The following is a 14,026-nucleotide window of genomic DNA, read 5'->3' as shown; positions in this document are numbered from 1 at the left end:
TTTTGACCCCTAAAAAGACCAGGATCTGACCAAAATAAAGCCGTGGTGACACGCGACGGGTGGGGAATTATACGGCGTCCCCATTAAAGCGCAAGGATCGTTGGGGATCTTCCTTAGATCAGATAAGTCGATTTTGTGCACTAGTCATTAAATTTTCCAATATAGGAAGGTAAAGCGCTGTGCGTCTGACAGGATCGTTTACACTTAGACTCCACAAAACAGCCCTGTGGATAAATCGGGAAGAAACTGTGAGAAACAGAAGATCTCTGGCGTACTTTAGGCTATGATCCGCGGTCCCGATCGTGATCCTTTAGCGTTCACCCTGGGGTAAACCGCAGATAGCGGTTCGCACGCTTCCCGAATCGGGGTTCCGTTGAGGAAGAGTCGGCGTGTGTCAACAATCATGAATATAAACTTTCAGTCTTCGTCATTTTATCGACTTTGTTCGAGTGGAGTCCGCCGTGTCACTTTCGCTTTGGCAGCAGTGTCTTGCCCGATTGCAGGATGAGTTACCAGCCACAGAATTCAGTATGTGGATACGCCCCCTACAGGCGGAACTGAGCGATAACACGCTGGCCCTGTATGCTCCAAACCGTTTTGTTCTCGACTGGGTGCGAGATAAGTACCTTAATAACATCAATGGCTTGCTGAATGATTTCTGCGGCACTGATGCACCCGTATTGCGTTTTGAAGTAGGCAGCAAACCGGTCAACCAAACGCTGAATCAGCAGACTGTTACTACTGCTCCGGCGCATGTACACATCGCGCGCCCTACTACTCATCTTCGCCCAAGCTGGGATAATTCTCCGGCTCCGGCTGAACACTCCTATCGCTCTAACGTTAACGTAAAACATACTTTCGATAACTTCGTTGAAGGTAAGTCGAACCAACTGGCTCGCGCGGCAGCACGTCAGGTGGCAGACAACCCAGGTGGCGCTTACAACCCTTTATTCCTTTATGGCGGCACGGGTCTTGGTAAAACGCACCTTTTGCATGCTGTTGGCAACGGTATTATTGCGCGCAAACCGAATGCAAAAGTGGTGTACATGCATTCTGAACGTTTCGTTCAGGACATGGTAAAAGCACTGCAAAATAACGCTATTGAAGAGTTCAAACGTTACTACCGTTCTGTTGATGCGCTGCTGATTGATGACATTCAATTCTTTGCTAATAAAGAACGTTCACAAGAAGAATTCTTCCACACCTTCAACGCCTTGCTTGAAGGTAACCAGCAGATCATTCTGACTTCGGATCGTTATCCAAAAGAGATCAATGGGGTTGAAGATCGTCTGAAATCTCGCTTCGGTTGGGGGCTCACAGTTGCGATTGAGCCACCAGAACTGGAAACGCGTGTTGCGATCCTGATGAAAAAAGCAGACGAGAACGATATCCGTCTGCCTGGTGAAGTGGCCTTCTTTATTGCTAAGCGTTTACGTTCAAACGTGCGTGAGCTTGAAGGGGCATTGAACCGTGTTATCGCCAACGCCAACTTTACTGGCCGGGCGATTACTATCGACTTCGTGCGTGAAGCGCTGCGTGACTTGCTGGCGCTGCAAGAGAAGCTTGTCACCATCGACAATATTCAGAAGACGGTGGCAGAGTACTATAAAATAAAGATTGCTGACCTGTTGTCCAAGCGTCGTTCCCGCTCTGTTGCCCGTCCACGTCAAATGGCAATGGCACTGGCGAAGGAACTGACGAACCACAGCTTGCCAGAAATCGGCGATGCCTTTGGTGGCCGCGACCATACTACGGTTCTGCATGCCTGCCGTAAGATTGAGCAGTTGCGTGAAGAAAGCCACGACATCAAAGAAGATTTCTCTAACCTAATCAGAACATTATCTTCGTGACGCTATGAAATTTACCGTTGAACGTGAAACTTTATTAAAACCGCTGCAACAGGTGAGTGGCCCGTTAGGTGGCCGTCCGACGTTACCGATTCTCGGCAATCTGCTGTTGCAAGTCGCGGAAGGAACTCTTTCATTAACAGGTACTGACCTGGAAATGGAGATGGTGGCGCGTGTCGCGTTGGTGCAACCGCATGAGCCGGGTGCCACAACGGTTCCAGCACGTAAATTTTTCGATATCTGCCGTGGTTTGCCGGAAGGTGCAGAAATCGCTGTTACGCTTGAGGGCGACCGTATGTTGGTGCGCTCCGGGCGTAGCCGTTTCTCGCTCTCGACGCTGCCTGCTGCTGATTTCCCGAACCTGGACGACTGGCAGAGCGAAGTAGAATTCACGCTCCCGCAAGCGACCATGAAACGCCTGATTGAAGCCACGCAATTTTCTATGGCGCATCAGGACGTTCGTTACTATTTGAACGGCATGTTGTTTGAAACCGAAGGCGAAGAGTTACGCACCGTGGCGACCGATGGTCACCGCCTGGCTGTGTGTTCTATGCCGGTCGGTCAGTCTCTGCCAAACCATTCGGTGATCGTGCCGCGTAAAGGCGTGATTGAGCTGATGCGTATGTTGGATGGCGGCGATTCACCGTTGCGTATCCAGATCGGCAGCAACAACATCCGCGCTCACGTCGGCGACTTTATCTTCACATCCAAACTGGTTGATGGCCGTTTCCCGGACTATCGCCGCGTATTGCCGAAGAACCCGGATAAACATCTCGATGCCAGCTGCGATTTACTGAAACAAGCGTTTTCACGCGCGGCGATTTTGTCTAACGAGAAATTCCGTGGTGTTCGTCTGCAAGTGATTGCCAATCAGTTGAAAATCACCGCTAACAACCCGGAGCAGGAAGAAGCCGAAGAGATTCTCGACGTCACTTATGACGGCACAGATATGGAAATCGGCTTCAACGTCAGTTACGTGCTTGATGTTCTGAATGCACTCAAATGCGAGAACGTGCGCATTTTGCTGACCGATTCTGTTTCCAGTGTGCAGATTGAAGATGCAGCTTCTCAGGCGGCGGCCTACGTCGTCATGCCAATGCGTCTTTAGTATCGGGCTATCTTACTTGTTATTCTGGTTCCGGGCAGTGCTGACAATCCTCACGTACTTCAGTACGCTCCGGTTGTTGCGCGCTGGCCGTAATCAGACTAACTGCGCCGATAACGCCCTGGTTGTGAGTTAAATATGTCGCTGTCGCGTTTATTGATTAAAGACTTTCGAAATATCGAAGATGCGGATCTGGCTCTGTCTCCAGGGTTTAATTTCCTGGTCGGAGCCAACGGAAGTGGCAAAACCAGCGTGCTTGAGGCGATTTATACCCTCGGGCACGGTCGCGCTTTTCGCAGTCTGAAAATTGAGCGCGTCATTCGCCATGAAACAGAATCCTTTGTACTGCATGGGCGTATACAGAACGGTGAGCGGGAAACCTCTGTTGGCCTGACCAAAGACCGTGCAGGCGACAGCAAAGTGCGTATCGATGGCAGCGACGGCCACAAAGTGGCTGAACTTGCTCTATTGATGCCAATGCAACTTATCACTCCTGAAGGGTTTACATTGCTCAACGGCGGTCCCAAATTCCGTAGAGCTTTCCTCGATTGGGGATGTTTCCACAACGAACCAGGTTTTTTTGTCGCCTGGAGCAATCTCAAGCGCCTGTTAAAGCAACGTAACGCTGCGTTGCGCCAGGTAACGCGTTATGCGCAACTGCGGCCATGGGATCAAGAACTTATCCCACTAGCGGAGCAAATTAGCCGCTGGCGTGCTGAATACAGTGCGGCCATTGCCGATGACATGGCTGATACCTGTGCGCAATTTCTACCAGAGTTCTCGCTAAACTTCTCTTTCCAGCGCGGCTGGGAAAAAGAGAGTGACTACGGCGAGCTACTGGAACGCAATTTCGAACGCGACAGAATGCTGACCTACACCGCCCACGGCCCTCACAAAGCTGATTTTCGGATCCGTGCTGACGGTGCGCCGGTAGAAGATACTCTGTCGCGCGGGCAGCTTAAATTACTGATGTGCGCCTTAAGACTGGCGCAGGGTGAGTTTCTCACCCGACAGAACGGGCGACGTTGCCTGTATCTGATAGATGATTTTGCCTCTGAACTAGATGATGCACGCCGTGGTCTATTAGCCAGCCGGTTAAAGGCGACGGAATCACAAGTTTTTGTTAGCGCGATTAGCGCAGAACATGTGATGGATATGGCGGACAAAAATTCGAAGATGTTCGCCGTGGATCAGGGTAAAATAACGGATTAACCCAAGAATAAATGAGCGAGAAACGTTGATGTCGAATTCTTATGACTCCTCCAGTATCAAAGTCCTTAAAGGGCTGGATGCGGTACGTAAGCGCCCGGGAATGTATATCGGTGATACGGATGACGGCACCGGTCTGCACCACATGGTATTTGAGGTCGTAGATAACGCTATCGACGAAGCACTTGCCGGTCACTGTAAAGACATCGTTGTCACCATTCATGCTGATAACTCTGTCTCAGTAACCGATGATGGTCGTGGTATTCCTACTGGTATTCACCCGGAAGAAGGTGTGTCTGCTGCCGAAGTTATTATGACCGTGCTTCATGCCGGCGGTAAGTTCGATGACAACTCCTATAAAGTTTCTGGTGGTCTGCACGGTGTGGGTGTTTCGGTTGTTAACGCCCTGTCCCAGAAGCTGGAACTGCTGATTCGCCGCGAAGGCAAAGTGCACCAGCAAACTTATGTTCACGGTGTGCCACAAGCGCCGCTGGCGGCAACGGGTGATACCGATGCAACCGGTACGCAAGTCCGTTTCTGGCCAAGCCACGACACCTTCACCAACGTGATTGAGTTTGAATACGACATTCTGGCTAAACGCCTGCGCGAATTGTCGTTCCTGAACTCTGGTGTTTCTATCCGCCTGATTGATAAGCGTGATGGCCGCCAGGACCACTTCCACTACGAAGGTGGTATCCGTGCGTTTGTTGAATACCTCAACAAAAACAAAACTCCAATTCACCCAACTGTGTTCTATTTCAGCACTGAAAAAGACGGCATTGGCGTAGAAGTGGCGTTGCAGTGGAACGATGGTTTCCAGGAAAACATCTACTGCTTTACCAACAACATCCCGCAGCGCGATGGTGGTACTCACCTGGCAGGTTTCCGCTCGGCGATGACGCGTACATTGAACGCGTATATGGAAAAAGAAGGCTACAGCAAAAAAGCGAAAGTTAGCGCCACCGGTGACGATGCCCGTGAAGGCTTGATTGCTGTTGTCTCCGTAAAAGTTCCAGACCCTAAATTCTCTTCTCAGACCAAAGACAAACTGGTTTCTTCTGAAGTGAAAACAGCGGTTGAGCAGCAGATGAACGAACTGCTGTCTGAATACCTGTTGGAACACCCGTCTGACGCGAAAATCGTGGTCGGTAAAATTATTGATGCCGCTCGTGCTCGTGAAGCAGCACGTCGTGCACGTGAAATGACTCGTCGTAAAGGCGCGCTGGATTTGGCTGGTTTGCCAGGCAAACTGGCTGATTGCCAGGAACGCGACCCGGCTCACTCCGAACTGTACCTTGTGGAAGGGGACTCAGCGGGCGGCTCTGCAAAACAGGGGCGTAACCGTAAGAACCAGGCGATCCTGCCACTGAAAGGTAAAATTCTGAACGTTGAGAAAGCGCGCTTTGACAAAATGCTCGCCTCTCAGGAAGTTGCCACGCTGATCACCGCGTTGGGCTGCGGCATTGGCCGTGACGAATACAACCCGGACAAACTGCGTTACCACAGCATCATCATCATGACGGATGCGGACGTCGATGGCTCACACATTCGTACTCTGCTGTTGACCTTCTTCTACCGTCAGATGCCTGAAATCGTTGAGCGCGGCCATGTGTATATCGCACAGCCACCGCTGTACAAAGTGAAGAAAGGCAAGCAAGAACAGTACATCAAAGATGATGAAGCGATGGACCAATACCAGATTGCAATCGCTCTGGATGGCGCAACGCTGCACACCAATGCTCACGCACCAGCCATTGCTGGCGAAGCGCTGGAAAAACTGGTGTCTGAGTTTAAAGCCTGCCAGAAAATGATTGGCCGCATGGAGCGCCGTTATCCGCGCAACTTGCTGAACAACCTGGTTTATCACTCAACACTTGCTGATGCCGACTTGGTTGACGAAAGCAAAGTGACAGCCTGGGTTTCTGCTCTGGTCACCGCACTGAACGAAAACGAACAGCACGGCAGTACCTGGAACTCTCTGGTTCGTCATAACCGTGAACTGAATCTTTTTGAACCGGTAATTCGTGTGCGTACCCACGGCGTTGATACTGACTATCCGCTGGAGCAAGAGTTTATCGTTGGTGGCGAATACCGTCGTATTTGCACGCTGGGCGAGAAACTGCGCGGTCTTATCGAAGAAGATGCGTTCATCGAACGTGGCGAGCGCCAACAGCCAGTTGCCAGCTTCGAGCAGGCGCTGGAGTGGTTGGGCAAAGAGTCCCGTCGTGGCCTGTCTATTCAGCGCTACAAAGGTTTGGGCGAAATGAACCCGGATCAGCTGTGGGAAACCACAATGGATCCACAAAGCCGCCGCATGCTGCGCGTGACTGTTAAAGACGCGATTGCAGCGGATCAGCTGTTCACCACCCTGATGGGTGATGCGGTTGAACCACGTCGCGCATTTATCGAAGAAAACGCCCTGAAAGCGGCGAACATCGATATCTAATCTCTACCCGTTGGTGGGCGTCTGCCCACCAATAATCTCACTCTCTCGCACCTCTATTTCTCCACGCTAATATCCGTCAATGACTACACTTCTAATGCACACTTCGTGATTGCAGAGGACACGGTCATGGGTTTATTCGATCAAGTTACTGGCATGATGGGGGGTGGCGATGCAGGTAAATTCAAAGTCATCCTTACGTGGATTAATGAACAAGGCGGCATTCAGACGATTCTTGAGCGGTTTCGCGAAAAGGGTTTCTCTGATGTGGTTACCTCCTGGCTGAGCGGCGCGCATAACCAAAGCGTTAGCCCAGAGCAAATGCAAGACGTGCTGGGCACACCAGCAATCAGCGGTCTGGCTGAAAAACTCGGGATTGATGTTGGAAGCGCATCGCAACTACTCGCTGAGCAGTTCCCGAAAATTGTCGATACGCTTTCACCCGCAGGTGAAGTTGCTCACGACGAAGATTTGCTGACTAAAGGCTTCCATATGCTAAAGGATAAATTCTTCAGCTAATACCCGTCATACTTCAAGCCGCAGATGCGTTGGCTGCAACTCGAATTATTTTGGGTATAAACGCCACACTCTACGGGTGGCGTTTTTTTATGCTTAAAACGGACCTTTTTCATTCGAAACGTAGCGCTATTTTTGCAGGCTTAATCGCGTTAGCATGAGATAAACTCATTACCTCAGAAAATCCTATGACTATAAAACTTATTGCTATTGATATGGACGGCACATTGTTGCTGCCTGACCACACCATTTCTCCAGCCGTTAAAGCCGCCATCGCCAGTGCGCGCGAACGTGGCGTAAACGTTGTTTTGTGTACCGGACGCCCTTTTGCAGGTGTTGAGAGCTATCTCCGCGAGCTGCATATGGATAAGCCGAATGATTACTGCATCACCTATAACGGAGCTCTGGTGCAGAAAGCGAGCGACGGCAGCAGTGTGGCGCAAACCGCACTTAGCTATGATGACTACCGTTATCTGGAACAGCTTTCCCGTGATGTTGGTTCTCACTTCCATGCGCTGGACAGGCACACGTTGTACACCGCGAACCGCGATATCAGCTATTACACCGTTCATGAATCCTTTATCGCTAATATCCCGCTGGTGTTCAGCGAGCCAGAAAATATGGATAAAAACGGTGCGTACCTGAAAGTGATGATGATCGACGAGCCGGCTATTTTGGATAAAGCGATCGCTAAAATTCCAGCCGATGTTTATGAGCGCTATACCCTGCTGAAAAGCTCGCCATACTTCCTGGAAATTCTCGATAAGCGCGTCAACAAAGGTACGGGCGTGAAAGCGCTGGCAGAATCTCTCGGCATCAAGCAAGAAGAAGTGATGACGCTGGGCGACCAGGAAAACGACATCGCGATGCTGGAATATGCGGGCATCGGTGTTGCGATGGATAACGCCATCGATAAAGTTAAAGAAGTCAGTAACTTCGTCACCAAATCAAACCTTGAAGATGGCGTTGCGTACGCGATTGAGAAGTTTGTTTTGAACGACCGATAAAGCATGCACCCCGGTAGTCATTTATGCCGGGGCTTATCTACACTGATACTCATCGGGTCTTATTCTTTAGAAGTTAACCATGCCTTTTCTGACCTCCGCTCGACAATACTGCCTCGACCATTTTTCGGCTTTAAATCATGAACTCCGTTTCTGGCATACATCGGCCACAAAAATGCTTTTTGCTGCTGAGGTCATTGTCGCGCTTGCGCTTGCAGTGTGGGTATCAGAAAAATTAGGGTTACATTTTGCCTGGTGGGCGGCACTCAGCAGCTTTGCCGTGACAAAAGCAACGCCGAAGGAAAGCTCGGTTCGTGCTCTGCAACGATTGCTGGGCACAATAGTTGGGGGCTGCTTTGGTCTCCTCTCCACTGTTGTCGTTCTGCCATATGTCGATGTTGCATTTCTGCTGTGTGGCTTGATTGGCGGGTACACCGTTTATCGCGCTAATGAATCTCCCTGGTCCTATGCCTGGCTGCTCGGTGCGGTTACAGCGATGATGGTTATCATCGATGCACAATCTGTTTCATCATTCCCCGTAGTCGTGAGGTTTACGCTAAGCCGTATTTCGGAAGTTGCCGTGGGGATAAGCATGTGTTTGGTGACGGGTTTTGTCTTCCACTGGATTAGCACATTGCTGAACCTGGCGGGCGATAAATCCCCTGCCGCAACTGCTAGCGTAATTGTCGTCAGTGAATCGGAATGGCGCTCAAAGCGCATATTGCTTGGCGTGGAGGCGGGTATCGCCGTTTTTATCGTCGCGCTCATTTTGTGGCAGGCCAATATCAGCGACCTTTCACAGGCACTGGTAACCGTCATTGCCATTTCTGTTTTACCCGCCGGTAAAAACACCCCTGAAACCAATACGCAAATTATCGACCGCATGGTTCAAAGGCTGGTGGGCTGTTTGCTGGCTGGGATATTGGGCATTCTGCTTCTGCCAGTGCTTCATGGCTCTGCGTGGTTATATATCCTGGCGCTCACTGCCGGGCTGTGGCTGGGCTGCCACCTGCAACAAGGAAGCGATAATGTCAGCTATACAGGCAGGCAATTCACCATCGCGTGGATCATAATTTTCATCCAACCCCATTACTGGTCTGCCGATCCGCATGTCGCTTTGCAGAGATTTTATGGGATCATATTGGGTGTGCTGATGCTTGCCATCATCATGCTGCTAGTACGCGTGCTTAAAGCTCATCTCAGTCATCGTCTCAGGGTAAAACCATGACCAAACAACTCACCTTTGCATCACGTAATCATCAACTCACTAACATCAACACCTGGACGCCAGATAGCCAGTGGCTAGTGTTTGATGTTCGCCCTTCAGGCGCGTCGTTTACCAGTGAAACGATTGAAAGGGTAAACGTGATGACTGGGGAAGTGGAACTGATCTATCAGGCATCGCATGGCGCGCATGTCGGCGTGGTGACCGTGAACCCGCAGCAACCCGAACGTTATGTCTTTATCCACGGTCCGGAAAACCCTGACGAAACATGGCAATACGATTTCCATCATCGCCGTGGCGTGGTGGTCGAAAATGGCATCGCAACCAATCTCGATGCAATGGATATTACCCCTCCGTTTACCCCCGGCGCTTTGCGTGGCGGCAGCCATGTTCACGTCTGGAGCCCTGATGGTACGCGCGTTAGCTTCACCTATAACGACCATGTGATGCATCAATACGATGCGACGAAAGATCTGCGTAATGTTTGTATTGCTCTGCCATTCGGCCCGGTGACACCTGTTAAACAGCATCCTCGTGAATATGATGGTAGCCATTATTGCGTGCTGGTGAGCCGCACTACGCCATCACCACAGCCCGGAAGTGATGAAATAAACCGTGCCTATGAAGAAGGTTGGGTGGGCAACCATGGCTATTTAAAACCTGATGGCAGCCAACAGCGTTGGGCGCTGGCATTTATTGGCGATACCGTTTCAGCTAAAGGCGAGAAAGTGCCCGAGCTGTTTATCGTTGATTTGCCTGAAAACAAAGAAGCTTATTTCCAGGCGGGTTCTGAGCCCATTGAAGGAACGCCAACCTCTCTGCCAGCACCACCTGCGGGCATTGAGCAAACACGCCTGACTTTCACTCATCAGCAGCGTTACCCCGGATTAGCTACCCAGCCAAGGCATTGGGTGCGAAGCAGCCCAGACGGCAGCTTACTGGCGTTCTTGATGCGCGATGATGCAGGTATTGTGCAAATGTATCTGATTTCGCCAAACTGTGGGCAGCCACGCCAGCTTACGCATGGGCAAGATGATATCCAGTCGGCGTTTAACTGGCATCCGTCAGGGCAAGCGTTGGGCTTTGTGAGAAAGGGGCAGATTGTCTTGTGCGATTTAAACGATGGTGAAATCACGCCGCTTACAGCAACAGATTGTTGTGCGCCTTCAGCGGATGCGGTGGTGTTTTCACCTGATGGCAAATATATCGCCTGGATGCAGGATGTGGACGGATTCCGTCAGTTATTTATGACGCAAACAGGGCTTTAATTACTGAACAGGCGGGATTACAGAATTGGTTGCCAGATTCTTGCTCTCGCTCGCTTCAACCCTGGATTTTATAGATTTGTCGGTGCGGAACATATCCCACGGCAACAGCACGGTATCCATTACTGCCGTAAACGGCATATCCAGTGCGACAAAAGGTTTGTATCCCCAGCTTGTCTCGCCATCGGCCAGCATTTCGTAACTGGCACGTGTGCCTGGATAGTATCCCTCTTGCCCACCAGTGTGAGTCATCACACTTGAACATCCGCTGACTGTTAGCAATCCGCTGCCGAGAATTAATGTTGGAAGATAGCTTTTCATCATTAGTGTTGCTTATCGTTTCTGGGGGGCCATTTCCGGCCAGGCTGCTCTGGTTTATATCACCCATGCAGATAATTAATATATTGCTCTTGCCACTCTGTGGCGGCTATCGCAGATAAATCCTGTTTACTACCAGGACAGTCTATGTACTGACAGCAGAAGCCGCAAAAAATTTCTTTATGTGGCCTTGAAAAGTGCGAATAAGGACCGATTTTAGAGATGTAGTCAGAAAAAGTACGCCGTAAGGGTACTTGGTTTTAGAAGCCTGTCCATGATGGAAGGCAATGTTTGATTCTCGCTGATTTCAGGAGTTTTTATATATGCGTAATTTCGACCTTTCCCCGCTTTATCGTTCAGCTATTGGTTTTGACCGTCTGTTTAACCTGCTGGAAAACAATCAAAGCCAGAGCAACGGCGGCTATCCTCCATACAATGTTGAATTAGTTGACGAAAATAACTATCGCATTGCGATTGCTGTTGCCGGTTTTGCCGAAAGCGAACTGGACATTACAGCCCAGGATAACCTGCTTGTTATTAAGGGTGCGCATGCAGATCCGCAACCAGAGCGCACTTATCTCTATCAGGGGATTGCTGAGCGCAACTTCGAACGCAAATTCCAGTTAGCGGAAAATATCCACATCCGTGGTGCTAACCTGGTTAACGGCCTGCTGTATATCGACCTGGAACGCGTGATTCCGGAAGCGATGAAACCGCGCCGTATCGAAATCAATTAATTTCAGCGGGTCGCTTTGCGCGGCCCAGGCAATAAAGGCTGGCTTGCCGATAGGGAGCCAATACCAGTTCGCATACTGGTAAGACTTAACTCGCTTCAAAGAAGGAGAAGACTTATGCGTAACCACGATTTATCACCTCTGCTGCGTCAATGGATCGGTTTTGACAAACTGGCTAATGCTTTACAAACAAGCACTGAAGGCCAGTCATTCCCGCCTTACAACATTGAAAAAGGCGATGACAATCATTACCGCATTACGCTTGCGCTGGCAGGGTTCCGCCAGGAAGATCTCGAAATTGAACTCGAAGGTACGCGTCTGCATGTGAAAGGGACGCCGGTTAAACCTGAGAAAGAGCCAACCTGGCTGCATCAAGGGTTAGTGACTCAGCCATTTAATCTGAGCTTTACCCTTGCTGAATATATGAAAGTATCTGGTGCGACGTTTACCAACGGTCTGCTGCATATAGATCTGGTGCGTGAAATCCCTGAAGCCGTTGCGCCAAAACGCATTGCTATCAGCGAACGTCCGGCACTCAACAGCTAAACTAAGTATTCCCTTTTAGGCCCCATTTTATGGGGCCTTTTTTTGTGCTCTGCACCCCATTAACTCCTTCTCCTCTCTGCCAGAATCCCTTGTAACGATGATGTTATTCACAGGGAAATCTTCGATGAGTGGAATAGCGTTAACTGTCAGTATGTTGGCTCTGGTCGCAGTTGTCGGTTTATGGATTGGCAATATCAAAATCCGCGGTGTCGGATTTGGTATCGGTGGCGTGCTGTTCGGCGGGATTATTGTTGGCCATTTCGTTAGTGAGGCTGGGGTAAGTCTGAATGGAGATATGCTTCATTTCATTCAGGAATTCGGCTTGATCCTCTTCGTCTACACCATTGGTATTCAGGTTGGGCCTGGCTTCTTCTCCTCGCTACGCGTTTCCGGTTTACGCCTTAATCTATTTGCTCTTCTGATTGTAGTGATTGGTGCGCTAGTTACGGCACTCGTCCATAAAATCTTCGATGTTCCGCTTCCTGTGGTGCTCGGTGTTTTCTCGGGAGCGGTAACTAACACTCCAGCGTTAGGTGCAGGTCAGCAAATTTTGACCGACCTCGGCACGCCCTCAGAGTTGGTCGATAAAATGGGGATGAGCTACGCGATGGCTTATCCGTTCGGTATTTGCGGGATTCTTCTGACCATGTGGTTAATTCGCATGGTATTTAGAATTAATGTCGATCAAGAAGCACAACGCTTTGATAACAGTAGTGGGCAAAACCACGCGCAACTTCAGACCATGAATATCTGTGTTGCCAACCCTAACCTTAACGGATTACCTATTCAGGAAGTGCCGGTCCTTAATAGCGACACTATTATTTGTTCGCGTTTGAAACGTGGGGAATTGCTGATGGTGCCAGCGCCTGGCACTGTTATTCAAACCGGAGATTTACTCCACCTCGTCGGCCAGGAAAAAGATCTGCACTCTGCATTGCTGGTGATTGGCCAGCAGGTGGATACCTCGCTTTCGACTCGTGGCACAGACCTGCGCGTTGAGCGTGTGGTGGTGACTAACGAGAAAGTGCTAGGCAAGAAAATTCGCGATCTGCATTTAAAACAAAAGTATGACGTGGTGATTTCGCGTCTGAATCGTGCAGGTATTGAACTGGTCGCAAGCAGCAATGCCAGCCTGCAATTTGGTGACATTCTGAACCTGGTGGGCCGCCCGGAATCTATAGAAGCAGTAGCCGCTGAAGTCGGTAACGCGCAACAGAAACTCCAGCAGGTTCAGATGCTTCCGGTATTTATCGGGATTGGTCTTGGGGTGTTGCTCGGTTCTGTCCCACTTTTCATCCCTGGTTTCCCTGTGGCTCTACGCCTTGGGCTGGCAGGTGGGCCGCTTATAATGGCGATCATTCTTGGGCGAATTGGCAGCATCGGTAAGCTCTATTGGTTTATGCCACCAAGTGCGAATCTTGCGCTGCGCGAGCTAGGAATTGTGCTGTTCCTGGCGGTGGTTGGGTTGAAATCGGGCGGTGATTTTGTCAGTACTTTGCTACACGGAGACGGAGTGAGTTGGATTGGCTACGGAATTCTGATTACGGGAATTCCATTGCTGGTTACTGGATTGTTGGCAAGATTACTCGCCAAAATGAATTATCTAACACTATGCGGAATGTTGGCAGGCTCAATGACCGATCCCCCTGCACTGGCCTTTGCCAACGGCTTGCACGCAACCAGTGGAGCTGCAGCACTCTCTTATGCCACTGTTTATCCACTGGTAATGTTCCTGCGCATTATTACGCCGCAGCTATTGGCTGTTATTTTCTGGATCTGACACACAAAGGTGCCCGCTTCGACGGGCATCTCTT

The 14,026-nt window shown here is 50.2% G+C and carries 12 protein-coding genes and 1 other annotated feature; of the genes, 11 read left to right on the top strand and 1 reads right to left on the bottom strand.

Translation table 11 applies throughout. From position 1 onward, the window contains the following. Positions 1 to 530 precede the first annotated feature (530 nt). The 8 genes from dnaA (at position 531) to M977_RS10790 (ending at position 10,617) form a co-directional block, all read left to right on the top strand. Positions 531 to 1,850 (top strand): chromosomal replication initiator protein DnaA, encoded by a 1,320-nt coding sequence (gene dnaA / locus M977_RS10825; RefSeq protein ID WP_422569472.1) that lies wholly within the window; start codon positions 531 to 533, stop codon positions 1,848 to 1,850. Positions 1,851 to 1,854: 4 nt separating this feature from the next. After that, positions 1,855 to 2,955, top strand: a complete 1,101-nt coding sequence (gene dnaN / locus M977_RS10820) for a DNA polymerase III subunit beta (RefSeq protein ID WP_064514826.1) — start codon at positions 1,855 to 1,857, stop codon at positions 2,953 to 2,955. A 135-nt stretch (positions 2,956 to 3,090) separates the two neighbouring features. Continuing rightward, positions 3,091 to 4,164: a DNA replication/repair protein RecF gene (recF, locus tag M977_RS10815; protein WP_064514824.1), complete on the top strand. Its 1,074-nt coding sequence runs from the start codon at positions 3,091 to 3,093 to the stop codon at positions 4,162 to 4,164. Between the two features lie 28 nt (positions 4,165 to 4,192). Beyond that, positions 4,193 to 6,607 carry a DNA topoisomerase (ATP-hydrolyzing) subunit B gene (gene gyrB, locus M977_RS10810; RefSeq protein WP_064514822.1) on the top strand — a complete coding sequence of 805 codons (2,415 nt, stop codon included), beginning with the start codon at positions 4,193 to 4,195 and terminating at the stop codon, positions 6,605 to 6,607. A gap of 126 nt (positions 6,608 to 6,733) precedes the next feature. Continuing rightward, positions 6,734 to 7,123, top strand: a complete 390-nt coding sequence (locus tag M977_RS10805) for a YidB family protein (protein ID WP_064514819.1) — start codon at positions 6,734 to 6,736, stop codon at positions 7,121 to 7,123. Between the two features lie 185 nt (positions 7,124 to 7,308). Further along, on the top strand, positions 7,309 to 8,127 hold the full coding sequence (yidA, locus tag M977_RS10800) for a sugar-phosphatase (protein ID WP_064514817.1): 819 nt from the start codon (positions 7,309 to 7,311) through the stop codon (positions 8,125 to 8,127). A gap of 79 nt (positions 8,128 to 8,206) precedes the next feature. Then, positions 8,207 to 9,352, top strand: a complete 1,146-nt coding sequence (locus M977_RS10795; RefSeq protein ID WP_064514815.1) for an FUSC family protein — start codon at positions 8,207 to 8,209, stop codon at positions 9,350 to 9,352. Continuing rightward, the gene (locus M977_RS10790) at positions 9,349 to 10,617 is read left to right on the top strand and encodes a YidR family protein (RefSeq protein WP_064514813.1); all 1,269 of its coding nucleotides are present in this window, start codon (positions 9,349 to 9,351) and stop codon (positions 10,615 to 10,617) included. The genes M977_RS10795 and M977_RS10790 overlap by 4 nt, the downstream gene beginning before the upstream one ends. Here M977_RS10790 and M977_RS10785 read toward each other — a convergent pair whose 3' ends face one another. Further along, the gene (locus M977_RS10785; protein ID WP_064514811.1) at positions 10,618 to 10,938 is read right to left on the bottom strand and encodes a YceK/YidQ family lipoprotein; all 321 of its coding nucleotides are present in this window, start codon (positions 10,936 to 10,938) and stop codon (positions 10,618 to 10,620) included. Positions 10,939 to 11,185: 247 nt separating this feature from the next. Next, positions 11,186 to 11,262, top strand: a sequence feature (ROSE (Repression Of Heat Shock gene Expression) occurs in the 5'-region of heat shock genes and acts as an RNA thermometer to modulate expression.). On the opposite strand from M977_RS10785, the gene ibpA reads away from it, so the two are divergent. From ibpA to M977_RS10770, 3 genes are all read left to right on the top strand, one after another. Beyond that, positions 11,256 to 11,669: a small heat shock chaperone IbpA gene (gene ibpA, locus M977_RS10780; RefSeq protein ID WP_064514809.1), complete on the top strand. Its 414-nt coding sequence runs from the start codon at positions 11,256 to 11,258 to the stop codon at positions 11,667 to 11,669. (Overlaps the previous feature by 7 nt.) A 114-nt stretch (positions 11,670 to 11,783) precedes the next feature. After that, complete coding sequence (gene ibpB / locus M977_RS10775; protein ID WP_034460659.1) at positions 11,784 to 12,212, top strand: small heat shock chaperone IbpB; 429 nt, start codon at positions 11,784 to 11,786, stop codon at positions 12,210 to 12,212. A 124-nt stretch (positions 12,213 to 12,336) separates the two neighbouring features. Then, positions 12,337 to 13,992: a putative transporter gene (locus M977_RS10770; RefSeq protein WP_064514807.1), complete on the top strand. Its 1,656-nt coding sequence runs from the start codon at positions 12,337 to 12,339 to the stop codon at positions 13,990 to 13,992. Positions 13,993 to 14,026 lie beyond the last annotated feature (34 nt).

The sequence above is a fragment of the Buttiauxella gaviniae ATCC 51604 genome (assembly GCF_001654835.1).
Lineage (GTDB): Bacteria > Pseudomonadota > Gammaproteobacteria > Enterobacterales > Enterobacteriaceae > Buttiauxella > Buttiauxella gaviniae.
This window is presented reverse-complemented; position numbering and strand designations above follow the sequence as displayed.

What these genes read in the sequence shown, in the direction of transcription:
- M977_RS10785 (WP_064514811.1), bottom strand. Translation starts at nt 10,938, where the DNA reads ATGATGAAAAGCTATCTTCCAACATTAATTCTCGGCAGCGGATTGCTA.
- M977_RS10790 (WP_064514813.1), top strand. Translation starts at nt 9,349, where the DNA reads ATGACCAAACAACTCACCTTTGCATCACGTAATCATCAACTCACTAAC.
- recF (WP_064514824.1), top strand. Translation starts at nt 3,091, where the DNA reads ATGTCGCTGTCGCGTTTATTGATTAAAGACTTTCGAAATATCGAAGAT.
- M977_RS10770 (WP_064514807.1), top strand. Translation starts at nt 12,337, where the DNA reads ATGAGTGGAATAGCGTTAACTGTCAGTATGTTGGCTCTGGTCGCAGTT.
- M977_RS10805 (WP_064514819.1), top strand. Translation starts at nt 6,734, where the DNA reads ATGGGTTTATTCGATCAAGTTACTGGCATGATGGGGGGTGGCGATGCA.
- yidA (WP_064514817.1), top strand. Translation starts at nt 7,309, where the DNA reads ATGACTATAAAACTTATTGCTATTGATATGGACGGCACATTGTTGCTG.
- gyrB (WP_064514822.1), top strand. Translation starts at nt 4,193, where the DNA reads ATGTCGAATTCTTATGACTCCTCCAGTATCAAAGTCCTTAAAGGGCTG.
- dnaN (WP_064514826.1), top strand. Translation starts at nt 1,855, where the DNA reads ATGAAATTTACCGTTGAACGTGAAACTTTATTAAAACCGCTGCAACAG.
- M977_RS10795 (WP_064514815.1), top strand. Translation starts at nt 8,207, where the DNA reads ATGCCTTTTCTGACCTCCGCTCGACAATACTGCCTCGACCATTTTTCG.
- ibpB (WP_034460659.1), top strand. Translation starts at nt 11,784, where the DNA reads ATGCGTAACCACGATTTATCACCTCTGCTGCGTCAATGGATCGGTTTT.
- ibpA (WP_064514809.1), top strand. Translation starts at nt 11,256, where the DNA reads ATGCGTAATTTCGACCTTTCCCCGCTTTATCGTTCAGCTATTGGTTTT.
- dnaA (WP_422569472.1), top strand. Translation starts at nt 531, where the DNA reads ATGTGGATACGCCCCCTACAGGCGGAACTGAGCGATAACACGCTGGCC.